The organism is Polaromonas sp. P1_E11 (assembly GCF_056405995.1).
In genome coordinates this window covers 191277-212575 of the sequence record NZ_JBFUBA010000003.1, presented here as the reverse complement: position 1 = coordinate 212575, position 21299 = coordinate 191277, and the positions used below count along the sequence as shown (strand labels likewise).

Here is a 21299-nt window from a genome sequence, read left to right as displayed (position 1 = left end):
GTGAGTCTTTCTGCTGATGATTGCGGGCTGGCCTGAGGGAGTGCAGGCCACAACGATCAGGCCAGTCTCCGGCCCACATGCATGCAGGCGTGTCGGTGTGCGATGGGGTACGGGCGTCGTCCGGAACCGACTGTTCGCATGGGGTTTGTCCTACGGGTTGGGCCTGCGTGCAGCACGCACAATCGGCAGCAACTTTTCAAGGAGCCGACCCATGCTTTCACGCCGCACCGCCACCCGAGTTTGCCTTGCCGCGATGGCCGTAGCCGCTGCTGCCATCACGGGCTGCGGCGTAATGAACAAGCAATCCAGCCTGGTCGCCTTCACCACGCAGCTTCGCGGCGCCAATGAGGTGCCCGCCAATGCCAGCACGGGTAGCGGCTCGGTCGATGCCGTTTTCGATACCAGTACCAACCTGCTGCGCTGGAAAGTCAATTACACCCGCCTGACCGGCCCGGCGACTGCGGGACACTTCCATGGCCCGGCCGCCATTGGCGCCAACGCCGGTGTAGCTTTGGGGTGGGCCAGCCCCCTCCGCACCCCTATGGACGGCAGCGCCACACTGACGGCGGCCCAGGCCGCCGACCTGATGGCGGGCCGCTGGTATGCCAACATCCACACGGCCGCTTATCCCGCAGGGGAAGTGCGTGGCCAGATGACGATGGTGCGTAACTAGGGCTTTCTGAAGAGGCCCCCGGGTCGGCCTTTATAGATGGTTGCGGGCGCAACCGGATTGATTTATAGTTGCGGGCGCAACTATAAATTTACCCGGTCGCTACATGATCAAGCTCGACAGAACCCTGACCTATCGCCTGCACCTTCTGCACAAGCTGACGGACATTGAAAGCCAGCGTGCTTATGTGGCGGACGCGCGCCTGTCGATGAGTGATGCCCGTTGCCTCACTGCCGTAGGCACATTCGCACCACTGTCGGTGAACGACCTCGCGGAAAAAGCCAATCTGAACAAAGGCCAGGCCAGCCGCGCGGCCCAGTCCCTGGTTGACCAGGGCCTGGTGGTCAAGGCTGCCAGCCCGACGGACGGGCGTGGCGTGGTGCTGACACTGACCGCCAAAGGCAAGAAAGCATGGCAGCGCACCATGGACGTTGTGGGCCAGCGCAACCAGGATATTTTCGGCGTACTGAGTGCAGCCGAGCGCATGCAACTCAGCGATTTTTTCGACAGGCTGATCGAGAAGGCCAAGGCCGGCGGTGGTGAGCCCGACCATGCCGAAGAATGATGGCGTCGATTCGTTGAACTGAACATTGCTGAACATTGCAGATTCCCGGGAGAAACATCCATGAGCACCAACACCTTGCATTACCAGTCCGGCTTCGGCAATGAATTTGCCAGTGAGGCAATTGCCGGCGCGCTGCCGCAAGGGCGTAACAGCCCGCAACGCGCGCCGCACGATCTGTATACCGAGCTGATTTCCGGCACCGCTTTCACCGCGCCGCGCGCCGAGAACCGCCGCACCTGGATGTACCGCCGCCAGCCTTCGGTAACGGCGGGTGGCTACAAGCCGTATGAACAGCCGCAGTGGACGACCGGTGCGGCGGGTGGCTGCGCCGTGCCACCCGATCCCCTGCGCTGGAATCCATTCGCCATTCCCCCCGAGCCGCTGGATTTTGTGGACGGCATCCGCACTGTGGCCGCCAATGGCGATGCCGAAGCGCAGACGGGCATGGCAGCGCTGGTGTATGTCGCCAATCGTTCCATGCAACAGCGTGCGCTGGTCAATGCCGACGGCGAGATGCTGCTGGTGCCGCAGCAGGGCCGCCTGGTGGTGACGACCGAGCTGGGCATCCTGGATGTCAAGCCCGGTGAAATCGTGGTGGTGCCACGCGGCATGGCCTTCAGCGTGGCTTTGCCCGACGGCGCATCGCGCGGCTACGTCTGCGAAAACTACGGCGCGCACTTTCGCCTGCCGGAGCTCGGCCCCATCGGCTCCAACGGCTTGGCCAATGCGCGAGACTTCCTGGCGCCTACGGCGGCGTTCGACAGCGCGCCTGCGCCCAAGGGCGGCTTTGAGATCGTCAAGAAATTCGGCGGCCGCCTGTGGTCGGCCAGGCAAACTGCCAGCCCCTTCAATGTGGTGGCCTGGCACGGGAACCTGGTGCCTTACAAGTACGACACAGCCCACTTCATGACGATTGGCTCCATCAGCTATGACCATCCGGACCCGTCCATCTTCACCGTGCTGACCTCGCCCTCGGACACACCGGGCACGGCCAACTGCGACTTCGTGATCTTTCCGCCGCGCTGGCTGGTGGCCGAGAACACTTTCCGTCCCCCCTGGTACCACCGCAACCTCATGAGCGAGTTCATGGGCCTGGTCTATGGCCAGTACGACGCCAAGCCCGAAGGCTTCAAGCCCGGCGGCGCGTCGCTGCACAACTGCATGGTGCCGCACGGCCCGGACACCGAGGCTTTCGAAAAAGCCAGCAACGCGCCGCTGGCGCCGCACAAGCTGGACAACACACTGGCCTTCATGTTCGAAAGCCGCTACCGCTTCATTCCCACGGCCTATGCGATAGAGGGCGGGGCGCTGGATGCTGGCTACAGCAGTTGCTGGGCCGGGCTCAAAGACCAGTTCAAGGGTTGACGCGCATGAACCAGTCACTCAACGCCACCCACGACCCTGAGCTGCGCAGCTGGGTCGCATCTGCGAATGACGCGGGAACAGACTTTCCAATCCAGAACCTGCCTTTTGGCACCTACAGCCATGGGCCGGACGCGGTACGGAAGATTGGCGTGGCCATTGGCGACCAGGTGCTGGATGTTCGGGCGGCCGGGCTGCTCGATACCGGTGACATGAATGAGTTGATGGCACAAAACCCGGCGACGATCAGTGCGCTGAGAGCGGCGATCTCGCGAGGCCTCGTGGAAGGCAGCTCGAAGCAAGCTGAGTGGAAGAACTTTTTGTCCCCCCAGGATGCGGTGACCCTGCACCTGCCTTGCCGCATCGGCGACTACACCGATTTCTACACCGGCATCCACCACGCCACCACCGTCGGCAAGCTGTTTCGCCCCGACGCACCGCTGCTGCCCAACTACAAGTGGGTGCCGATCGGCTATCACGGCCGCGCGTCGTCCATCGGCGTGAGCGGCCAGGCCTTTCCCCGTCCGATGGGCCAGACCAAAGGCCCGGACGACGCGGCGCCCGCCTTGCGGCCCACCCAGCGACTCGACTACGAACTGGAACTCGGCGTGCTGGTGGGGCAGGGCAACGCGCTGGGCGAACCCATCGCCATGGCTCAGGCTGAAGCACATGCCTTTGGCATGGTGCTGCTGAACGACTGGTCAGCACGTGACGTGCAGGCCTGGGAATACCAGCCGCTCGGACCGTTTCTGTCCAAGAACTTTGCCAGCACGCTCTCGCCGTGGGTTGTCACCATGGAGGCGCTGGCGCCGTTTCGCGCACCGTTCCTGCGGCCCGAAGGCGACCCGCAGCCCTTGCCGTACCTGGACTCGGAAGGCAACCGCCGCCTGGGCGGTATGGATGTAGCGCTGGAAGTGTGGATAGAGACCGAGGCCATGCGGGAAGCCGGCCGGGGCCCCGAGCGCCTGTCGCAGTCGAACTTTCGCGACGCCTACTGGACGGTGGCACAGCTGCTCACGCACCACAGCGTCAACGGCTGCAACCTGCAGCCCGGTGATTTGCTGGGCTCGGGCACGCTGTCAGGCCCGGCGCCGGAACAGGCCGGCTCGTTGCTGGAGCTGAGCTCGGGCGGCAAGAATGCGTTGACCCTGGCCAATGGCGAAAAGCGCACCTTCCTGCAGGACGGCGACGCCGTCATCCTGCGTGCAAGCTGCGTGCGCGAAGGCTTCCGGCGCATTGGTTTTGGCGAATGCCGTGGGCAGGTGCTGCCGGCCAGGCGGCCGCAGTGAAGCCTGAAGGAGAGTGATTCGCTATTAATTTAATAGCAACTTGCGCCCGATATACAAGGGCTACAGGATCTTTTCATAGGTAAAAACACGGTTTTGGGCCCGTGAGGCGGGTTTCAATGCACAAAGGCGGCCTTGAGTCACTTTTAGCTCCCGTTTCAGCCCGGCTTCTGCCTCGCCCCTTGGCAAGACTTTCCAACGGGCTGCTGCTGATACTTCGACCGGCAACGAAGCATCACGCCAGCCATCTGGGCAAAAATGACGCCCATGCACCCCGACAACATCCTCGCAGCGCCCAGCCACCCCAACCCCTATCCTTATTACGCCGCGCTCGTGGCAGGCCCACCGCTGGTGTTTGACGCACCACGCAAGCTCTGGATCGCGGCCAGTGCGGCAGCGGTCAATGCTGTGCTGGGCAACCCGGCGTGCCGTGTACGGCCGGCGGCTGAGCCCGTGCCCCAAGCCATCGTCGGGTCGGCGGCGGGCGAGGTGTTCGGCCACCTGGTTCGCATGAACGACGGCATCCGGCACGACGCACCCAAACTGGCCTTGCAGCGTTTCCTGGCTGCGCTGGACTTGGACCGTGTTGGCGAGCGCACCGGGCTGATTGCGGCGAAGGCCATGGGTGGCGAACCCTTGCGCGGAACGGCATTGTCGCAATGGGCTTTTGATGTGCCGGTGATGGCAGTCGCTGATGCCCTGGGTTTTGCGGAGGCCGAACTGCCGCGCGTCGCAGGCTGGACGCGCGACTTTGTGGCCTGCCTCTCGCCGCTCAGCACGCCGGAGCAACTGGCTGCGGCGGGTGACGCCGCAGCAGCCTTGCTGGCAAGGTTCTCGGTGCTGGTACAGGCGGAGGCAAACCCGGACCGCGCCGTCGCCCGTGTCCGGCTGGAAGCGCAGAAGGCGGGCTGGAATGACGCCGCAGCGTTGCTCGCCAACCTGGTCGGCCTGCTGTCGCAGACCTGCGAGGCGACTGCCGGCCTTGTCGGCAACAGCCTGGTGGCCCTGGCCACGCAACCGGGCCTGGCCGAAACCGTGCGTCAGGATCCGGGCAAGTTGCTTCAGATGGTGAACGAGGTCAGCCGCCATGATCCGTCCATCCACAACACGCGCCGTTTTGTGGCAGAGGCAACGGAGGTGGCGGGGGGTTCCCTGAAGGCGGGCGATGCCATCCTGGTGGTTCTGGCGGCCGCCGGCCGTGACCCTTTGTGCAACCCGGAGCCCGACCGGTTTTTGCTGGACCGCGCGAGCCGTGAGGTGCCCGGCTTCGGCAGGGGCGCACACCAGTGCCCCGGCCAGGCGCTGGCCTGCACCGTCGCTGCCGCGGCCGTCCAGGCCTTGCTGGATTCAGGCAAGCTGCGGTTGCCGAAACCGGAAGGCTGGCGCTACCGGCCTTCCATGAACGCCCGCATCCCCGTTTTTTCTGACTGATACCAGACTGAAAGCCCCACATGATCGCCATCATTTTTGAAGTGCAGCCCGCCGAGGGCAACATGCAGACCTATCTTGATATTGCTGCTGCGCTCAAACCACAGCTTGAGCAAATCGACGGCTTTATTTCCGTTGAACGGTTTCAAAGCCTGAGCAACCCGGGCAAGCTGCTGTCGCTGTCTTTCTTCAGGGACGAAGCCGCCGTGATGGAATGGCGCCGTCTGGAGTCCCACCGCAAGGCGCAAAGCCGCGGGCGCGGCGGTGTGTTTGAGAATTACCGCCTGCGCGTGGCCCACGTGCTGCGTGACTACGGGCTGAATGAGCGCGACGAGGCGCCAGCGGACAGCCGCGAGCAGCATGGCTAGGTCTTGATTGGGGTCGGACGGCAAGGCGCAATCCGTGGCCGTACAGCCACTTTTGATCCCCAATGTGCTCAGGGAAGGCATTTGTAGGGCTTAAATGCCGAATAAAGAGGCAAAACTCAGGGTAAACCTTACAATGGAGGGTTACCCAAACGCCCATGAACGCTCCTGTCGACGTCTCCTTCTTTACGCGCGCAGCCAAGCCGCTCACCAGTTACCGCAAGTACTGGGCGGCCCGCTTTGGCACGGCCAAATTTTTGCCCACCAGCCGGGCCGAAATGGACGCGCTCGGCTGGGACAGCTGCGACATCATCATCGTCACCGGCGATGCGTATGTAGACCACCCCAGTTTTGGTATGGCCGTCATTGGCCGCATGCTGGAGGCGCAAGGCTTTCGCGTCGGCATCATCGCCCAGCCCGACTGGCAAAGCGCCGAACCCTTCCGCGTGCTGGGCAAGCCCAACCTGTTCTTCGGCGTGACCGCCGGCAACATGGACTCGATGATCAACCGTTACACGGCGGACCACAAGATCCGCAGTGATGACGCCTACACCCCCGGCGACATCGGCGGCAAACGCCCCGACCGCGCGGCATTGGTGTATTCGCAGCGCTGCCGCGAAGCCTACAAAGACGTGCCCATCATCCTGGGCGGTATTGAAGGGTCCTTGCGCCGCATCGCGCATTACGACTACTGGTCCGACAAAGTTCGCCGCAGCGTGGTGGTCGATGCGAAGTGCGACCTGCTGCTGTACGGCAACGCCGAACGCGCGATAGTCGAAATCGCCCACCGCCTGGCCGCCAAAGAGCCGGTGGCCAGCATCACCGACGTGCGCGGCACGGCTTTCATCCGCCGCAGCGGCGACGAAACCGCCAACGGCTGGTTCGAGATCGATTCCACCAGCGTCGATGCACCCGGCCGCGTCGAAGCGCACGTCAACCCGTATTTGATGATTTCCGACCAGGCGCGGGAGCAGGGCGCGACTTGCGCGCGGGAAGATGAAGCCACCGAAGTGGCGGTGGAGGCTGAGGCAAAAGGTTCGCCTGTACTCGCCAAGGCCGTCAAGCCCGCCGCGGCCAACCCGGCCATCAAGCCGCTGACCTTCGTGGCCAACCCCAACCTGCCGTCCACGGTGCACACCGCGCAGGGCAAGATCAAGGTTCCGCCGCGCGACCGTTCCGTCATCCGCTTGCCGTCGTACGAGCAGGTCAAGAGCGACGCAGTGCTCTACGCCCACGCCAACCGCGTACTGCACCTGGAGACCAACCCCGGCAACGCCCGCGCCCTGGTACAGGCCCACGGCGAGGGTGCCACGGCGCGCGACGTGTGGATCACGCCGCCGCCCATCCCGCTGACCACGGCCGAGATGGACTACGTCTTCGATTTGCCCTATGCACGCTCGCCGCATCCGCGCTATGCCGACGAGAACGGCAGCCATGACGGCGCCACCAAGATTCCGGCTTGGGAGATGATCCGCTTTTCCGTGAACATCATGCGCGGCTGCTTCGGCGGCTGCACCTTCTGCTCGATTACCGAGCACGAAGGCCGCATCATCCAGAGCCGCTCTGAAGACTCGGTCATCCGCGAGATCGAAGCGATCCGCGACACTGTCAAGGGTTTTACCGGCGCGATCTCCGACCTGGGTGGCCCCACTGCCAACATGTACCGCATCGGCTGCAAGTCGCCCGAAATCGAGGCCGCCTGCCGCAAGCCGAGCTGCGTGTACCCCGGCATCTGCTCCAACCTCAACACCGACCACAACCCGCTCATCAAGATGTACCGCCGCGCGCGGGCCTTGAAGGGCGTGAAGAAGATTCTCATCAGCTCGGGTCTGCGCTACGACCTGGCCGTGCAAAGCCCCGAGTACGTGAAAGAGCTTGTCAGCCATCACGTGGGCGGCTACCTCAAGATCGCGCCCGAGCACACCGAGCAGGGCCCGCTCACCAAGATGATGAAGCCCGGCATCGGCAGCTATGACAAGTTCAAGCAGATGTTCGACAAGTACAGCCTCGAAGCCGGCAAGAAGCAGTTTTTGATTCCGTACTTCATCGCCGCCCACCCGGGCACCAGCGACGAAGACATGATGAACCTGGCGATCTGGCTCAAGAAAAACGGCTTCAGGGCCGACCAGGTGCAGACGTTTTACCCGAGCCCGATGGCCACGGCCACGACGATGTACCACACCAACAAGAACCCGCTGCGCAAGATCACGCGCGACAGCGAGACGGTGGACATCGTGCGCGGCGAGCGCCGCCGCCGCCTGCACAAGGCCTTTTTGCGCTACCACGACCCCAACAACTGGCCGGTGCTGCGCGAAGCGCTCAAGGCCATGGGCCGCGCCGACCTGATCGGCAACGGCAAGCACCATTTGATCCCGACCTTCCAGCCGATGACCGACGGCAGCTACACCAGCGCGCGGCGCAAGAACTCGACCGGTACGGCCACCACGGTCAAAGCATCGCCGGTGGTCAAAGGCCGTTTGCTGACCCGCCACACCGGCCTGCCGCCGCTGGCGCAGGGCGCCGGTGGCAAGCCCGGTGGCCGCAAAGGCCGCTAGGCGCTGCCAGCGCAGGTATTTCGATTTAAAAAGGCTCCGATGGAGCCTTTTTTATGAATGAAATTGGCTTTGAGTCCAATAGGAACGTGCGCAAGCGGCTATTGAATTGATAGCAACTGCGTGCGCGTACCGGCAGCTTCGGTGTGCCCGGCCAAGCTTGACGGGTGCTCCATCTCAAAAATAGCCCAACAATATTTTCCCCAACGTGAATCCTTTTGCCCGCATGACCCCTCCTTGCAGTGATGCCGCATTTTTGACGGCAGCCAAAGGAGATTTCATGTTCTATCGCAAAAATGTGGGGCCCAAAGAGCGTTGGGCGCGTGGTGTGTCCGGCGCCTTGATGGCCGCCTGCGGCCTGCTTGCGCTGGGTGTGACGCCGCCCGGTTTGCTGGTGGACTGCGCCGGCGTGGTCACGGTGCTGACAGGGCTGTTGGGTTTTTGTCCGGCTTGCGCCATGGTGGGCCGCAAGCTGGAAAAGCCGGGCCCTTGGTGATGGCCATTGAAATAGCCCTTTTTGCCGCAGCGCAGGCCGGTGACCCGGCCGCGCTGGCCTCGCTGCTGCGGCAGCTGCAGCCCGATGCCCGCCGCTACGCCCGCTACCAGTGCCACCGCGGCTCCGCTATCGAAGACGTGGTGCAGGAGGCGCTCATCATCATCTACCGCCGCGTCGGCACCGTGCGCGACGCCGCAGCCCTGGGCGGCTGGATGTTCAAGATCATCGCGCGGCTGTGCATGCTGCCGGCGCTTGCGTTGATGCGCGGTACCCAGGCGCTTTCCGACTACGACAAGGACAAGTACTTCGCGCAGATGCCGCAGGACGAGCTGCGCATCGACCTGGTCCGGGCACTGGAATCCTTGCCGCCGATGTACCGCGAGGTGGTATTGCTGCGCGACATGGAGCAACTCACCATCACCGAAATCGCGCAGCGCCTGCAGCTCACCCGCGAAGCCACCAAAAGCCGCATTCACCGGGCGCGTGCGATGGTGCGTGAATACCTGCGGCCTGATGGAGCTGCCATAGGGAAGGCGGTCTCATGAAAGTAACTCTTTCCCGGTAGCGACACGGAATTTTCAGCGCCGAAGCCAGCTTGGACCGAATGCCCCTTGTAAACTTTCCTGAACTAGAAGAATGGAGTGGTAGTGATGGGGATTTTTGTACGCAGCTGCATTTTCATGGCGTGGATTTTTTTCCTGGGGGTCAAAGCGCAAGCGGCGGATGCTCCCGGTTGTCCCCCTTTGGCCAAAGCGTTCTCTGCGGAGTTGTTCGAGGATGCCGCCAGGCAGCCGCGTAATCGTGGACCGTTATGGCGAATCACTAAAGATGGTCACTCCTCTTACCTTTACGGCACCATTCACGTAGGGAAAGCGCACTGGATTGCACCGGGACCGCTCGTCAAGCGGGCCTTGCAGCAGACGGACATGCTCGCTCTGGAGCTTGATCCGTTCGATGAAGCAGTTCAGCGCGAAATGGCGCAAGCACTGTTGGCGAAGGGGCCTAGCAGGCTGCCCGAAGTGCTTCGAGCCCGCCTGCAAACGCTGTGGAAAGCTGCGTGCCTGCCCGCGGAGGCCATGAGTCAGGGACCTGCCGAAATACAAGCCATGACTCTGGTGCTTATGGCCGGTCGCCGGGACGGTCTCGACCCTGCTTACGGTAGCGAAATGTCGTTGGCACTGATAGGCCGAAGTACGGGGCGGCGCGTGGTTTCCCTGGAAACTGTCTCACTTCAGCTCAAGATGCTTTTCGCGCAGGACGAGGCTGAAGCTGAATCCCTGGTTCAGGAATGGGTGAGTGACCTTGAGGCCGACCGCGCTCGTCCTGTACTGCTCAAGACCGCTCAAGTGTGGGAGAGTGCTGATCTTGTTCAACTGGAAAACTATCAGGCCTGGTGCGAGTGCGCCAGAACCGAGAGCGAACGAAAGCTGATGAAAAAAATACTGGATGATCGTAACCCGGGCTTGGCGCTGCGGATTCATGAACTTCATGGCGAAGGACGAAAACTTTTTGCCGCCGTTGGCGCTTTGCACATGAGCGGCCCCCAAGGTCTGCCGGCACTGATGGCCGCGCGAGGGTACAAGGTCGAGTACCTGCGTTGAGTCAAGGCAATCGCGACGACACTGAATCTTGCCTTTCTGGCAAGATGCCGATCACGCCGGCCTCTCAAGAGCCCCAAGTGCAAAAGCAGTGGGTCCAGGCGCCTTTCCCACCTCTGGAGACATTATGGACATTGCCCGCAAAGCACTTGCCGCTTTCACCATGGCCGCTGTGCTGGCCTGTGCATGGCTGGCGCCGCTGGATGCCCCCGCCATGCGGCAGGTGGATGCCGGCCTGAAAAGGGCGCTGCTGAGTTTTGCCACGGCCAGGCTGCTCAACGGCGTGATTTCGGTGGCGCAGGGGACCGAAGCGTCGGTGCAGCCTTTTGGCGTGGGTGTCACGTTTGCGCCGGGGCAAATCCTGGATCCCGTCAACGACCTGGTGGAGCAGTTTTCGCATTTGATGTTGGCGGCCAGTGTTGCCTTCGGCGTTCAAAAGGCCTTGATCAGCATCGGCAGCTACTGGCCGGTATCGCTGGCGCTGAGTGCCACGGTGCTTGGCTGGTGGTGGTGTTACCTGCGCAGGCCGCAGGTGCCTTTGTGGCTGTCAAGGTTGCTGGTGATCCTGCTGATGCTGCGCTTTGCGGTTCCGGTGGTCACGCTGGGCACCGACATGTTGTGGCAAAAATTTCTGGCGGCCGACTACGCTGCCAGCCAGCAATTGATCGACAGCGCCACCGGCAAGGCCGGCCAGCTCAATTCGCCAGCTGCCGCAGCACCTGACAACCGCGGCCTGGTGGAGAGCCTGAAAGACTGGCTGGCGAAGAACGGTGACGTGACAAAACACTTCGAGAGCCTCAAGCGGGCGGCCGAGCAGGCCACCGAACACATCGTCCGGCTCATCGTGATCTTTGTGCTGCAGACGCTGGTGATCCCCTTGCTGCTTTTGTGGGCCCTGTACGGCTTCGTCAGGCAGGTGTTGCTGGGGCAGCGCTGGCAAAGGCGGCCGGCAGCCTCCACCCCGTATTGATGCGTAAAGGCGCCGGCGCATCTGGTGCATGCATCAAATCGGTCGTTTGATCAATAAGGACGAGCGCAAGCAGCTCCTGATTTGATAGCGAGTGCAGTCTGATAGCCTGAAACTACAGCCAGACAGTCAGCGACTTTCTCAGCGGCGGCCAAAACAGCCAGGCCCAAATAAGCAGCGCGTGCAAGAAGACCATCAGCCAGTAGATATCCCGAAACGATTGCTTGCTCGACTTGTGCCGCAAGACCTGCTGTGCCAGCCATGCGCCGGGCCAGCCGCCCGCCAGCGCCAGGAGTTGCAACGTGTTTTCCGGTGTGCGCCACTGACCGGTCTGCGCCGCGCGTTTGTCCGCCCAGTACACCCAGAACGTCAGCAGGTTGAGCACAAACGACGCCGGTAATGTCCACCAGGGCAGCAGCGAGCGCCAGACAGCCCAAAGCATCAACCCGCCATAGGCCATGCTGATGAGCAGCATGAGCCCGAAACCGGGTCCCGCAGCCGAGGCGGCGGTTTGCCTTTGTAGGCGCCGTCGCGGGATGTTCCTGTTTTCAGCACGAGAGCGAGCAGGGACGGCGGTGAGACTCTGTTTCACACTCATTGCTTCGATCGCCATCGCACGCGGGCCTTTACCGCCGACATGAATTTCTTCAAAGGTGACAACCGTCCCTTCGCGCGGCTGCAGGCCGCCACGTACATCTCGCGTATGGAAAAAGACGTCCGCCCCTGAGACTTGGCTGCGGATGAATCCAAATCCGCGTGCTGCGTCCCAACGTGCAATCGTTCCTTGCTTCCTCATGAATATATGGTTCGATGCAAGTGGCCTACCGTACCAGCGTGTGTAGCGGAATATCTTTCTCCACGGCTAGCGCGTCCAGCTCCTTGCGCGTCTTGCCCAGAAGCCAGGCTTCAATAGCCGCGTGCGTGGCGGGCGCAAACATGGCCTTCATGCTGGAGGCTGCCACGCCGGCCGCCGCGCACAGGCTCGCGGCAAAGTGCGGCTCCAGCGCAGCGAGCGCTACGCGTCCGTCCTTGCAGCGGTACACACGGTAGCCCGCATGCCCGCCGCCCACAGCAGCGCCGGGCCGGGTCAGTCCCCAGGCGCGGGGCAGGGCCAGGTAGGCCGCCGCGCCGGAAAGGGCTACTTCCAGAAAAACACCCCTGCCTTTCGTTCGCTGGTGCATCACGGCCTGCAGCACGGCTGCGCTGGCCATCAGTGAGCCGCCCATGTCGGCGTACAGCGTGGCGGGCAGGTCCACACCGGTGATCAGGTCGTTCTGCGCGAGGTAGGTCAGGTCATGGCCCGGCTCGTCAGCCCGTTCCCCCGGGCTGCCGACGATGGCGACCTGGCTCAGGTGCGGGTGCTGTTTGTGCAGTGCTTTCCAGGTCAGCCCCAGCTTGGCCAGCGCGGCTGGCCTGAAGGAAGTGAGCAGCACGTCGGTTTTGGCGAGTTCGCGGTGCAGCAGCTTCTGGCCGCGTCCGGTTTTCAGGTCGGCTGTGGCGATGCGCACACCCGCATGCAGAGTTGCATAGGCGGTGGGGTTGTAGAGCTTCATCGGGTCACCCGATGCGCCGGCCGGCGCGCCTTCGTGCGGCGGTGGTTCCAGCTTCACGCAGCGCGCGCCCATTTCGCGGCAGCGCATCAGGGCGGCCGGGCCCGGCAGGTTGAGCGCCAGGCTCAGCACCCGCACACCCTTGAGTGACTGCATTGGCTGGACTGCCTTGGCGGTGGAGGCTGTTTTGCGGGCGGGGGCGGGTTTGGAGGGTGAGGGCGGCATGGAGGAGGTCACTGTGAACGGGCAGGGGCCGCAAAGCGTCGGGCACCGGGCGGTTGTGGGGTCAATTTACCTCAAACCCTTTGGCGGCGGCTTCACGGGTGTCACTGCCGCTCAACTGGCGGTGAGAAAAATTTCTGTTTTATGACTATTAATTATTGTTTTACAGTAATTATTCTGAGACACTGGAGGCCTTTAAACACCGCAAAGAGGTGCTCCCTTGAAAAATACGGCAACTCCCGTGGTCCCCTCCGGGCCGGATGTTCAGGGTATTAGCAGCGTGCTGGCCTGGGCTTGTGCCTTGCTCGCGGTGGCATTGCCGCTGGCGGTGGCTTACCACCTGCTCAGTACGCCCGTTGAAAGCCTGTTGTTGCGCGCCGGGGTTGTGTTGTCGGCGTCGCAAGCCGCTGCGCTTGACGTCACGCTGGCCCAGAAAAGTTTTGCCGCCTTGCTGGGCGTGCTGCCGGTGTGCTGCGCGTCGTACGGGCTGGTGTGCGCCATGCGCTGCTTCTCCGGTTTTTCGCAGGCGGAATATTTCAGTGTGCGCACTGTCAAATATCTTCGCGGTTTTGCCGCCGGTATTTTTGCGTCGGTGGTGGCCAGCGTGGTGTCTTCAACGCTGATCACCCTGGTGCTGACATCGGGCGCACCGGCCGGCCAGCGTGCGCTGTCCCTGGGCATGGGCAGCAATGAATTGCTGACGCTGCTGTTTGCCGGCATGGTCTGGCAAATCGCTGCCGTGATGGCGCGGGCAGTGGCACTGGCCGAAGAGAACGCGCAGTTCGTCTGACTCTTTCGCTGCTCACCGCATGCCCATCGTTGTCAAACTCGATGTGATGCTGTCTGAACGCAAGGCCAGGTCCAAAGACCTGGCCGCGTATGTCGGCATCACCGAAGCCAACCTGTCCTTGCTCAAGCAGGGCAAGGTCAAGGGTGTGCGCTTTGACACGCTGATGCGCATTTGCGAATTTCTCGATTGCCAGCCGGGGGACCTGCTGGTTTCGCGGCCAGACGACACCACCTGATTCACTGTTCCGGAGCTTCCTCATGAAACGTCTTGCCATCGCCGCGGCCCTGGTCGCCCTGCTCAGCGCCTGCGCCGATATCAACTGGGAACAAACCGCCAAGGAGTCCGTTAAATCGGCTTGCCGGGGTGCGGGCAATTGCAGCATTCCGTGTGACCGCGCCAATCCGGCCACCTTCAATGACCCGCAATGCCTGACGGCCGGCAGGCGGCCATCGCCATAATGGCCTTCATGAAGTTCAAACAAAAAATCTCCGCAGCTGGGCAGGCCGCATGAGCGCCAGCGCCGAATTCGTTCTTTATGTGCGTGAACTGCTGGTGCCGCTGGGAGATATCCGCGATGGAAAGTTCTTTGGCGGCCATGCGATGAAGCACGGTGGCAAACAGTTCGCCATGGTCATGGGCAACACCCTGTACTTCCGGGTGGACGACACCTCGCGGCCGGCGTATGAGAAGAAGGGCTCCAAACCCTTCAGCTACTCAACAAAGAACGGTGTGGTGCAGGTGCGCAAATACTATGCCGCGCCAGCGGAACTGCTCGATGACCCGGCGCAGTTGCTGGTGTGGGCCCGGCAAGCGATCAGCGCGGCGGGCGCCTGATTTACGCCGGACCGAAATGGTGGTTGATGCCGGTCTTGTCGCCGGCATAAAACCGGCCAGTGCGGGTCAGGTAGCGCGTGTCGCAGGCCGCCAGGTTCAAGCCTTTGGCGCCCGTGAGCGGCACGAATTGCAACCCGGGTGACCTGCTGGTGTCCCGGCCTGATGAGCCATATTGAAAGGAGAACCGCGTGAGATTTTTATTGACGATTACGGTATCGCTACTGTTGGCCTTTGCGTTGCAGGGCTGTGCCAGCCAGCCAAAAGATGTCACTTACACCGCGTCCGATTTGCGTATCGACACGTATTTCAGCGAGGCGAAAACGACGTTTCGCTTCAAATCGCCCAATGTGTACGAGATGACCTTTGTTCTGGGGGAGCTGAACTCCAACAAACGAAGCGGCCAGGACGCGATGTATTTCATCCCGGCACTTGCCATTCTGGGCGGCTGCAGCATCAAGCGTTTTGGCAGCACTCTGGGCTACGCAAGTGGCGGCGCCCAACTGCTTCGTGGTGGGCCGGTAGACCCCGCAGATCGCTCAAAAGGAGACCGTGGTGAGATCCGGTTTCTCGCCGCGTCGGCTCTGCCCCCGGTCGTTGCAGGGGAGAAGCCCGAAGACAGCAAGATTCTTCGTTTTGAAGGCGAGGAATTCAGATATATGGATCTTGTTTGCGAGCAAGGCATGCCCTAGCCGGATTCACAGGTCGCGCGGTCCAGCTTGCTTCAAAGCGGCAGCCCCACATAGTTCTCTGCTAACGAAGTCGCTGCCGCCGGCGAATGGATCAGGTAATCCAGCTCGGCCTCCTGCAGCTTGTGGCCGAACTCCCCGCCATCGGGAAACTTGTGCATGAGCGAGGTGAACCACCAGGAGAAACGCACAGCCTTCCAGACGCGGCGCAGGCAGGTGTCTGAATAGCTGTTAATGCCGGCTTCACTGCCCGCATAAAACTCTGCCAGTGCGCGAGCCAGGTAGCGGACGTCGCTGGCCGCCAGGTTCAGACCCTTGGCGCCCGTGGGCGGCACGATGTGGGCCGCGTCGCCTGCCAGGAAGAGGCGGCCGAAGCGCATGGGCTCGGCAACAAAACTGCGCAGCGGCGCAATGCTTTTTTCAATCGACGGGCCTGTGACCAGGCTTTCCGCCAGCTCGGGCGCCAGGCGGCGGCGCAGCTCGTCCCAGAAAGCGTTGTCGCTCCAGTTCTCCACCTTGTCGTCCAGCGGGCATTGCACGTAATAGCGGCTGCGGGTGTGGCTGCGCATGCTGCACAGGGCAAAACCGCGCGCATGGTTGCTGTAGACAAGTTCGTGAGAGACCGGTGGCGTTTCTGACAGCACGCCCAGCCAGCCGAAAGGATAGACGCGCTCAAAGGTCTGCAGCGCATTGGCCGGCACGCTGGCGCGGCTCACGCCGTGAAAGCCGTCACAGCCGGCAATGAAGTCGCATTCCACTTCGTGCGCCACGCCGTGCTGCACATAACGCACTTTGGGGTGTGGCTCGTCAAAGTCATGAAGGCTCACGTTTTCGGCTTCATAGGCGGTTGCCAGGCCTGCCGCGGCGCGCGCGTCCATCAGGTCGCGTGTGACTTCCGTCTGGCCGTAGACCATCACCTGTTTGCCGCCGGTCAGTTGCTGCATGTCAATGCGGTGATGGGCGCCGCCAAAGCCGAGCGCGAAGCCGCCGTGCACGAGGCCTTCCTTGTGCATGCGGCCGCCTACGCCGACCTCGTCCAGCAGGTCGGTTGTGCCTTGCTCCAGCACGCCTGCGCGTATGCGTCCCAGCACGTATTCCTTGCTGCGCTGCTCAATCACGATGGCATGGATGCCGGCCTTATGAAGCAGCTGGCCCAGCAAATGCCCGGCGGGACCGCCGCCCACGATGGCTACCTGTACGCGCATGGTGTCTCCGTTTAATTTGTCGGGCAATGTGCCCCATGCGAGAAGGTTATGCGGCTGCGTGCGCCGCGCGCAGCGCGTGGCTGCGGCTTTGCACGATGTCCGTCTCACTTGTGCGATGATCGCGCAATGGTCACTTCAAAAACCGCTTTGAAACCCGGCGCTTTCCCGATCGCCAAGCCCGACATGATTGAAGGCATGGCCAAAGGCATGGCCGTGCTCGAGAGTTTTGACACGCAGCGCCAGCGCCTGAACGCCACGCTGGCAGCGGAACGCGCGGGCATCACGCGGGCGGCCGCGCGCCGGCACCTGCTCACGCTCACACACCTGGGTTACCTGGAAACCGATGGCAGCTATTTCTGGCTGGCCGCGAAGGTGCTGCGCTTTTCAGGCAGCTACCTGGCCACCGCGCGCCTGCCGCGCGCTGTCCAGCCCGCGCTAAACCGGCTGGCCGCCCAAACGCAGGAGTCGTTTTCCGTCGCGGTGCTGGACGGCGACGAGATTGTCATCATTGGCCGCAGCGGTTTTGAGTGGAAGTCACCGGCAGACAGTGGCAGGGCGGCGCCGGCGCGCGTGCTGGCCTACGGATTGCACCTCGGTGCGCGCCTGCCGGCGCATGCGACCTCCACCGGGCGTGTGCTGCTGGCCGCCAAAACAAAAAGCGATTTCAATGCCTGGCTGAAGGCCAGGATCGACACAGGCAACCTGGCCCGGCTGACTCTGCACACGACGACCGACCCGCGCAAACTTCGCGCGCTTGTTGACCAGGTGCGGCTAGACGATTACTGCGTGGCCAGCGAAGAGCATGAGCTGGGCGTGCATGCGCTGGCCGTGCCGCTGCGCGACATGCAGGGGCATACGGTGGCCGCGCTCAATGTGGTGTCGTCGCCGCAGCGGCTGCGTGCAGACCTGCTGCAAAAAGAACTGCTGCCGCTGTTGCTGGATGCAGCGCGTGAGTTGCGGTCACTGCTGTAGGTTGCCCGCCGTGCATCTGGTTTTAATAAGAAATCAGGCTTGAAGGCAATAGGGACGGGCGCAACCAGCTATTAAAACGATAGCGATTGCCGGCAAGGCGCAGGCGCGCCGGCAGCCTAAACGCCCAGGTACTGGGCCAGCAATTCCGGCCTGGCATGCAGCTCGGCCGAGCTGCCTTCAAACACGACCTGGCCTTTGACCAGGATCACATTGCGGTCGGTGATCTGGGTGACGTGTTTCCAGTTCTTGTCGACGATCACGCTGCTGATGCCGGTCTCGCGAATCAGGCCGCAGATGCGCCAGATGTCCCGCGCAATCAGCGGCGCCAGGCCTTCGGTGGCTTCATCGAGGATCAGCACATCGGGGTTGGTCATCAGCGCGCGGCCGATCGTCAGCATCTGCTGCTCGCCGCCCGAAAGCTGCTGCCCGCCGTGGTTCAGGCGTTCCTTCAGGCGCGGAAAGGTCTCCAGCACACGCTCGTAGGTCCAGTCGTTTCTGCGGCCCACGCCGTCTGCGGCGCTTCCGGGTCTGCCGGCGCGCGCCGCCATCTTGAGGTTCTCGGTCACGCTGAGGTTGCCGAAGATGCCGCGGCCTTCGGGGACATAGGCGATGCCGAGGCGGGCGATTTCGTAGGGCGGGGCGCCCGTCATGGGTCTGCCGTTGATTGCGACCGAGCCCGAGCGCGGTTTGACAAGGCCCATGATGCTTTTGAGCAGCGTGCTCTTGCCCATGCCGTTGCGGCCCATGAGGCCTATGGTCTCGCCGCGCGCGACGTGAAAATCTATGCCGCGCAGGATGTGGCTGGCACCGTAGTAGGTGTGAATGTCCTGGGCGCCGATCAGGATGTCGATCTGTTTCTCAACCATGCTCATAAGGTCTCCAGGCGGGGCCGCAGCGCCGGGCCGCCCCAAGCAAGGCCAGCCCCCTCGGGGGGCAGCGCATTACACAAGGTGAAAAGCGTGGGGGCCATATTCTCAGTGCTCCTCGCCTAAATACGCTGCCTGCACGCCTGCGTCGGCACGGATCTGCGCGGGCGTGCCGCTGGCGATCACCTGGCCGTTGACCATTACCGTGAGCTTGTCGGCCAGCGTGAACACCGCGTCCATGTCGTGCTCGACCAGCAGGATGCCGTGATTTTTCTTGATGGCCAGCAACAGGGCGACCATGCGCTCGGCTTCGGCCACGCCCATGCCGGCCAGCGGCTCGTCGAGCAGCAGCACTTGCGGCTCGGTGGCCAGCGTCATCGCGATCTCAAGCTGGCGTTGCTCACCGTGGCTGATGGTGCCGGCGATGCTGTGTTTGCGGTGTTGCAGGCCGGCCAGCTCCAGCGCCTCTTCGGCGCGGGTGCTGACTGCCGCGAAGTTCGTGGCGCGCTTGAGCCAGTGCGCGGCATGCGGCGCGCGCGACTGTGACGCCAGCCGGACGTTTTCCCAGACGCTGAAGGGCAAAAAGATATTGGTCTTCTGGTAGCTGCGGCCCAGTCCTTTGCCCGAGATTTTTTCGGGTGTCCAGCCTGTGATGTCGTGCCCGCCCAGCGTGACCGTACCCGAGGTCGGCGGCAAGTCGCCAGAGAGCAGGTTGGTCAGCGTGGATTTGCCGGCGCCGTTGGGGCCGATGACGGCGTGAATGTGGTTGCGCCACAGATCGACCGATACGTCGTTGACGGCAGCCAACCCGCCGAAGCGTTTTGTCAGGTTCTTTGCACTGAGGAGGACTTCACTCATGGCCGGCCTCCGCCTTATTCTTGCGCTGGGTGAATTTTTCGACCAAGCCCAGGATGCCGCGCGGCGCGAAGGTCACCAGCAGCACGATGAAGAGGCCCATCCACAGCTGCCAGTGCTTGCCCAGGTTGACGCTGCCGATTTGCGGCAAGTCCTTGAAGACGTGCAGCAGATATTCAAACGCGAAGGCGCCGACGATGGCGCCCGCGAAATTGCCCATGCCGCCCAGGATGACCATCATGATGGCATGCGCGCTCATGTGAAAGCCCATGAGCTCGGGGTTGATGTAGCCGGTCTGCGTGCCCCACAGGTAGCCGGCCAGGCCCGCCAGCGCGCCGGCCAGCGTGAAGGCCGAGAGCTTGTAGCCGAAGGTCCCGAAGCCCATGGCGCGCATGCGGTGTTCGTTGACGCGTATGCCGGCCAGCGTGCGGCCGAAGGGACTCCAGAGCAGGCGGCGTAAAAAGGCATAGACCAGCAGCACGGCCGCGAGCGTGAAGTAGTAAAGCGTGACTTTCTTGTCGAGGTCGAAGGGCACCCAGCCGAAGATCGCTGCGCTGGGCTTGAAGTTGATGTACAGCCCGTCGGAGCCGCCCAGCACTTTGTTGTCGAAGAAGAGGTAGAACACCATCTGCGCAAACGCCATGGTGACCATGATGAAGTAGATGCCGTGGGTGCGCACCACGAAGAAACCGATGATGAGCGCGGCAAGGCCCGAGGCCGCCACGGCCACTGGCAAAGTCCACCACAGGCTGACAGGCTCGCCTGCGGGTGTCAAAAAGGCCAGCGCATACCCGGCCAGGCCGAAGTAGGCTGCGTGGCCCAGCGACACCAGACCTGTCACGCCCTGCAGCAGATCCAGGCTCATGGCAAAAATCGCCATGATCATCATGCGCGTGACCATCTGGGTGTAGAAGTCGGTGCCGACGAAGGGGAAGGCGATCAGCGCGATCAGACCCAGCCCAAGCGCCACCTGCACACCGCGCGGCAGGATTTCGAGATTGGATTTGGCTGAACTCATAGCGCTTTAGCCGATAACTGAACTGGATGTGTGGAGGCTTTTCTCCTCCAGGCCGGGGCCGCGGAACCGGCTTTGCCGGGCCGCAGGCGCAGCGCCCCCTCGGGGGGCAGCGCAGTACACGGAGTGACAAGCGTGGGGGCCATGGAATTCATTGTTTAAAGAGTCCTTCTGGCTTCCACAAAAGGACAGCGGCCATCAACATATAAACCAGCATGCCCGCCATCGAAGGCAGCAGCACCTTGCCAATGGTGTCGACCAAGCCGACCAGCAAGGCGGAGATCAGCGCACCGCGCACCGAGCCGATGCCGCCAATGACCACCACCACAAAACACATGATGAGGACCTGCGAGCCCATGTTGGGATAGACGCTGGCCACGGGCGCGGCGATCATGCCCGCCACCGCCGCCAGGCCCACGCCCAGCGCGAACACCACGGCGTGGATCAGCTTGATGTTGATGCCCAGCGATTCGGCCATGTCGCGGTTAAAGGCGCCGGCGCGTATCTTCATGCCCAGGCGGGTTTTGGAGATCATGAAATAAAGGCCCAGGGCCAGTGCGATGCAAACACCCGACATGAACAGGCGATACACCGGGTAGGAGAGGTTGTCGGTGAGCGGAATAGAGGCGCTGAGCAGGTCGGGAATCGTCACGCCATGGACATCGTCGCCCCAGAGGATGGAGCGCACTTCTTCAAAGATATAGATCAGGCCAAAGGTCAGCAACACCTGGTCCAGGTGATCGCGGTTGTAGAAATGGCGAAACAGCAACCACTCCAGCGCCAGGCCGAAGACGACCGACAGCACCGCGCCCAGCACGATGGCCAGCGTGAGGCTTCCCGTCAACGTGCTGAGCGACCAGGCCAGGTAGGCGCCCAGCATGTAGAAGCTGCCGTGGGCCAGGTTGACCACACCCATGATGCCGAAAATCAGCGTCAAGCCGGCGGCCAGCATGAACAGCAGCAGGCCGTACTGGACGCTGTTGAGCAGCTGGATGAGGAAGTTGGCTAGATCCAT

25 protein-coding genes and 1 pseudogene are annotated in these 21299 nt (G+C 62.7%); 17 read left to right on the top strand and 9 right to left on the bottom strand.

What is annotated here, in order from left to right; all coding sequences use genetic code 11:
* Nucleotides 1-211: 211 nt before the first annotated feature.
* The 11 genes from AC1D11_RS14805 (at nucleotide 212) to AC1D11_RS14755 (ending at nucleotide 11292) form a co-directional block, all read left to right on the top strand.
* A complete protein-coding gene (locus AC1D11_RS14805; protein WP_477648703.1) occupies nucleotides 212-673 on the top strand; it encodes a CHRD domain-containing protein in 462 nt (153 codons plus the stop codon).
* Nucleotides 674-776: 103 nt separating this feature from the next.
* Entirely contained in the window at nucleotides 777-1235 is a 459-nt protein-coding gene (locus tag AC1D11_RS14800; protein WP_477648704.1) for a MarR family winged helix-turn-helix transcriptional regulator, read from the top strand.
* 60 nt (nucleotides 1236-1295) lie between these two features.
* Nucleotides 1296-2600: a homogentisate 1,2-dioxygenase gene (hmgA, locus tag AC1D11_RS14795; RefSeq protein WP_477648705.1), complete on the top strand. Its 1305-nt coding sequence runs from the start codon at nucleotides 1296-1298 to the stop codon at nucleotides 2598-2600.
* A gap of 5 nt (nucleotides 2601-2605) precedes the next feature.
* A complete protein-coding gene (gene fahA / locus AC1D11_RS14790; protein ID WP_477648706.1) occupies nucleotides 2606-3886 on the top strand; it encodes a fumarylacetoacetase in 1281 nt (426 codons plus the stop codon).
* A gap of 255 nt (nucleotides 3887-4141) precedes the next feature.
* Nucleotides 4142-5314 (top strand): cytochrome P450, encoded by a 1173-nt coding sequence (locus AC1D11_RS14785; protein ID WP_477648707.1) that lies wholly within the window; start codon nucleotides 4142-4144, stop codon nucleotides 5312-5314.
* A 20-nt stretch (nucleotides 5315-5334) separates the two neighbouring features.
* Complete coding sequence (locus AC1D11_RS14780; RefSeq protein ID WP_457280721.1) at nucleotides 5335-5679, top strand: antibiotic biosynthesis monooxygenase family protein; 345 nt, start codon at nucleotides 5335-5337, stop codon at nucleotides 5677-5679.
* Between the two features lie 155 nt (nucleotides 5680-5834).
* Nucleotides 5835-8231 (top strand): YgiQ family radical SAM protein, encoded by a 2397-nt coding sequence (locus AC1D11_RS14775; protein ID WP_477651140.1) that lies wholly within the window; start codon nucleotides 5835-5837, stop codon nucleotides 8229-8231.
* Nucleotides 8232-8508: 277 nt separating this feature from the next.
* The gene (locus tag AC1D11_RS14770; RefSeq protein ID WP_477648709.1) at nucleotides 8509-8724 is read left to right on the top strand and encodes a YgaP family membrane protein; all 216 of its coding nucleotides are present in this window, start codon (nucleotides 8509-8511) and stop codon (nucleotides 8722-8724) included.
* Entirely contained in the window at nucleotides 8724-9269 is a 546-nt protein-coding gene (locus AC1D11_RS14765; RefSeq protein ID WP_477648710.1) for an RNA polymerase sigma factor, read from the top strand. Before AC1D11_RS14770 ends, AC1D11_RS14765 begins: the two co-directional genes overlap by 1 nt.
* A gap of 105 nt (nucleotides 9270-9374) precedes the next feature.
* Nucleotides 9375-10325, top strand: a complete 951-nt coding sequence (locus tag AC1D11_RS14760; protein ID WP_477648711.1) for a TraB/GumN family protein — start codon at nucleotides 9375-9377, stop codon at nucleotides 10323-10325.
* Between the two features lie 124 nt (nucleotides 10326-10449).
* Nucleotides 10450-11292, top strand: coding sequence for a hypothetical protein (locus tag AC1D11_RS14755; protein WP_477651139.1), 843 nt, complete (start codon nucleotides 10450-10452; stop codon nucleotides 11290-11292).
* Between the two features lie 112 nt (nucleotides 11293-11404).
* Here AC1D11_RS14755 and AC1D11_RS14750 read toward each other — a convergent pair whose 3' ends face one another.
* Nucleotides 11405-12085, bottom strand: a complete 681-nt coding sequence (locus AC1D11_RS14750; RefSeq protein ID WP_477651138.1) for a DUF1294 domain-containing protein — start codon at nucleotides 12083-12085, stop codon at nucleotides 11405-11407.
* 25 nt (nucleotides 12086-12110) lie between these two features.
* Nucleotides 12111-13064, bottom strand: coding sequence for a CoA transferase (locus AC1D11_RS14745; RefSeq protein ID WP_477648714.1), 954 nt, complete (start codon nucleotides 13062-13064; stop codon nucleotides 12111-12113).
* A gap of 217 nt (nucleotides 13065-13281) precedes the next feature.
* Here AC1D11_RS14745 and AC1D11_RS14740 point away from each other — a divergent pair, with 217 nt between their 5' ends.
* Genes AC1D11_RS14740 through AC1D11_RS14725 form a run of 4 tightly spaced genes read left to right on the top strand, consistent with a single transcriptional unit; the run spans nucleotide 13282 to nucleotide 14685 of the window.
* The gene (locus AC1D11_RS14740) at nucleotides 13282-13851 is read left to right on the top strand and encodes a DUF2975 domain-containing protein (RefSeq protein WP_477648715.1); all 570 of its coding nucleotides are present in this window, start codon (nucleotides 13282-13284) and stop codon (nucleotides 13849-13851) included.
* A gap of 19 nt (nucleotides 13852-13870) precedes the next feature.
* Nucleotides 13871-14086, top strand: coding sequence for a helix-turn-helix domain-containing protein (locus tag AC1D11_RS14735; protein WP_092127875.1), 216 nt, complete (start codon nucleotides 13871-13873; stop codon nucleotides 14084-14086).
* Nucleotides 14087-14108: 22 nt separating this feature from the next.
* Complete coding sequence (locus AC1D11_RS14730) at nucleotides 14109-14309, top strand: hypothetical protein (RefSeq protein WP_477648716.1); 201 nt, start codon at nucleotides 14109-14111, stop codon at nucleotides 14307-14309.
* A gap of 49 nt (nucleotides 14310-14358) precedes the next feature.
* Nucleotides 14359-14685, top strand: a complete 327-nt coding sequence (locus AC1D11_RS14725; protein WP_477648717.1) for a TfoX/Sxy family protein — start codon at nucleotides 14359-14361, stop codon at nucleotides 14683-14685.
* Nucleotide 14686: 1 nt separating this feature from the next.
* On the opposite strand, the gene AC1D11_RS14720 is transcribed toward AC1D11_RS14725, so the two are convergent.
* On the bottom strand, nucleotides 14687-14818 hold the full coding sequence (locus tag AC1D11_RS14720; protein ID WP_477648718.1) for a hypothetical protein: 132 nt from the start codon (nucleotides 14816-14818) through the stop codon (nucleotides 14687-14689).
* A 55-nt stretch (nucleotides 14819-14873) separates the two neighbouring features.
* On the opposite strand from AC1D11_RS14720, the gene AC1D11_RS14715 reads away from it, so the two are divergent.
* Nucleotides 14874-15374, top strand: a complete 501-nt coding sequence (locus AC1D11_RS14715) for a hypothetical protein (protein WP_477648719.1) — start codon at nucleotides 14874-14876, stop codon at nucleotides 15372-15374.
* Between the two features lie 32 nt (nucleotides 15375-15406).
* Here the strand turns inward: AC1D11_RS14715 and pobA are convergent, their stop codons facing one another.
* Nucleotides 15407-16576: a 4-hydroxybenzoate 3-monooxygenase gene (gene pobA / locus AC1D11_RS14710; protein WP_477648720.1), complete on the bottom strand. Its 1170-nt coding sequence runs from the start codon at nucleotides 16574-16576 to the stop codon at nucleotides 15407-15409.
* Between the two features lie 126 nt (nucleotides 16577-16702).
* Between pobA and AC1D11_RS14705 the strand changes: the two genes are divergently transcribed.
* Complete coding sequence (locus AC1D11_RS14705) at nucleotides 16703-17548, top strand: IclR family transcriptional regulator domain-containing protein (protein ID WP_477648721.1); 846 nt, start codon at nucleotides 16703-16705, stop codon at nucleotides 17546-17548.
* A gap of 116 nt (nucleotides 17549-17664) precedes the next feature.
* On the opposite strand, the gene AC1D11_RS14700 is transcribed toward AC1D11_RS14705, so the two are convergent.
* From AC1D11_RS14700 to AC1D11_RS14680, 5 genes and pseudogenes are all read right to left on the bottom strand, one after another.
* Nucleotides 17665-18420: an ABC transporter ATP-binding protein gene (locus AC1D11_RS14700; RefSeq protein WP_477648722.1), complete on the bottom strand. Its 756-nt coding sequence runs from the start codon at nucleotides 18418-18420 to the stop codon at nucleotides 17665-17667.
* A gap of 102 nt (nucleotides 18421-18522) precedes the next feature.
* Complete coding sequence (locus AC1D11_RS14695; protein ID WP_477651161.1) at nucleotides 18523-18615, bottom strand: ABC transporter ATP-binding protein C-terminal domain-containing protein; 93 nt, start codon at nucleotides 18613-18615, stop codon at nucleotides 18523-18525.
* Nucleotides 18616-18753: 138 nt separating this feature from the next.
* Nucleotides 18754-19272, bottom strand: a pseudogene (locus AC1D11_RS14690) (ABC transporter ATP-binding protein); the annotation flags it as partial.
* Complete coding sequence (locus AC1D11_RS14685; RefSeq protein ID WP_477648723.1) at nucleotides 19265-20287, bottom strand: branched-chain amino acid ABC transporter permease; 1023 nt, start codon at nucleotides 20285-20287, stop codon at nucleotides 19265-19267. The gene AC1D11_RS14685 and the pseudogene AC1D11_RS14690, both read right to left, overlap by 8 nt.
* 148 nt (nucleotides 20288-20435) lie before the next feature.
* The gene (locus AC1D11_RS14680; RefSeq protein ID WP_477648724.1) at nucleotides 20436-21299 is read right to left on the bottom strand and encodes a branched-chain amino acid ABC transporter permease; all 864 of its coding nucleotides are present in this window, start codon (nucleotides 21297-21299) and stop codon (nucleotides 20436-20438) included.

Excerpts from the sequence above, each read along its gene's own strand:
- AC1D11_RS14805 (WP_477648703.1), top strand. The coding sequence starts at position 212 with ATGCTTTCACGCCGCACCGCCACCCGAGTTTGCCTTGCCGCGATGGCC.
- AC1D11_RS14800 (WP_477648704.1), top strand. The coding sequence starts at position 777 with ATGATCAAGCTCGACAGAACCCTGACCTATCGCCTGCACCTTCTGCAC.
- hmgA (WP_477648705.1), top strand. The coding sequence starts at position 1,296 with ATGAGCACCAACACCTTGCATTACCAGTCCGGCTTCGGCAATGAATTT.
- fahA (WP_477648706.1), top strand. The coding sequence starts at position 2,606 with ATGAACCAGTCACTCAACGCCACCCACGACCCTGAGCTGCGCAGCTGG.
- AC1D11_RS14785 (WP_477648707.1), top strand. The coding sequence starts at position 4,142 with ATGACGCCCATGCACCCCGACAACATCCTCGCAGCGCCCAGCCACCCC.
- AC1D11_RS14780 (WP_457280721.1), top strand. The coding sequence starts at position 5,335 with ATGATCGCCATCATTTTTGAAGTGCAGCCCGCCGAGGGCAACATGCAG.
- AC1D11_RS14775 (WP_477651140.1), top strand. The coding sequence starts at position 5,835 with ATGAACGCTCCTGTCGACGTCTCCTTCTTTACGCGCGCAGCCAAGCCG.
- AC1D11_RS14770 (WP_477648709.1), top strand. The coding sequence starts at position 8,509 with ATGTTCTATCGCAAAAATGTGGGGCCCAAAGAGCGTTGGGCGCGTGGT.
- AC1D11_RS14765 (WP_477648710.1), top strand. The coding sequence starts at position 8,724 with ATGGCCATTGAAATAGCCCTTTTTGCCGCAGCGCAGGCCGGTGACCCG.
- AC1D11_RS14760 (WP_477648711.1), top strand. The coding sequence starts at position 9,375 with ATGGGGATTTTTGTACGCAGCTGCATTTTCATGGCGTGGATTTTTTTC.
- AC1D11_RS14755 (WP_477651139.1), top strand. The coding sequence starts at position 10,450 with ATGGACATTGCCCGCAAAGCACTTGCCGCTTTCACCATGGCCGCTGTG.
- AC1D11_RS14750 (WP_477651138.1), bottom strand. The coding sequence starts at position 12,085 with ATGAGGAAGCAAGGAACGATTGCACGTTGGGACGCAGCACGCGGATTT.
- AC1D11_RS14745 (WP_477648714.1), bottom strand. The coding sequence starts at position 13,064 with ATGCCGCCCTCACCCTCCAAACCCGCCCCCGCCCGCAAAACAGCCTCC.
- AC1D11_RS14735 (WP_092127875.1), top strand. The coding sequence starts at position 13,871 with ATGCCCATCGTTGTCAAACTCGATGTGATGCTGTCTGAACGCAAGGCC.
- AC1D11_RS14730 (WP_477648716.1), top strand. The coding sequence starts at position 14,109 with ATGAAACGTCTTGCCATCGCCGCGGCCCTGGTCGCCCTGCTCAGCGCC.
- AC1D11_RS14725 (WP_477648717.1), top strand. The coding sequence starts at position 14,359 with ATGAGCGCCAGCGCCGAATTCGTTCTTTATGTGCGTGAACTGCTGGTG.
- pobA (WP_477648720.1), bottom strand. The coding sequence starts at position 16,576 with ATGCGCGTACAGGTAGCCATCGTGGGCGGCGGTCCCGCCGGGCATTTG.
- AC1D11_RS14705 (WP_477648721.1), top strand. The coding sequence starts at position 16,703 with ATGGTCACTTCAAAAACCGCTTTGAAACCCGGCGCTTTCCCGATCGCC.
- AC1D11_RS14700 (WP_477648722.1), bottom strand. The coding sequence starts at position 18,420 with ATGAGCATGGTTGAGAAACAGATCGACATCCTGATCGGCGCCCAGGAC.
- AC1D11_RS14695 (WP_477651161.1), bottom strand. The coding sequence starts at position 18,615 with ATGGTCAACGGCCAGGTGATCGCCAGCGGCACGCCCGCGCAGATCCGT.
- AC1D11_RS14685 (WP_477648723.1), bottom strand. The coding sequence starts at position 20,287 with ATGAGTTCAGCCAAATCCAATCTCGAAATCCTGCCGCGCGGTGTGCAG.
- AC1D11_RS14680 (WP_477648724.1), bottom strand. The coding sequence starts at position 21,299 with ATGGATCTAGCCAACTTCCTCATCCAGCTGCTCAACAGCGTCCAGTAC.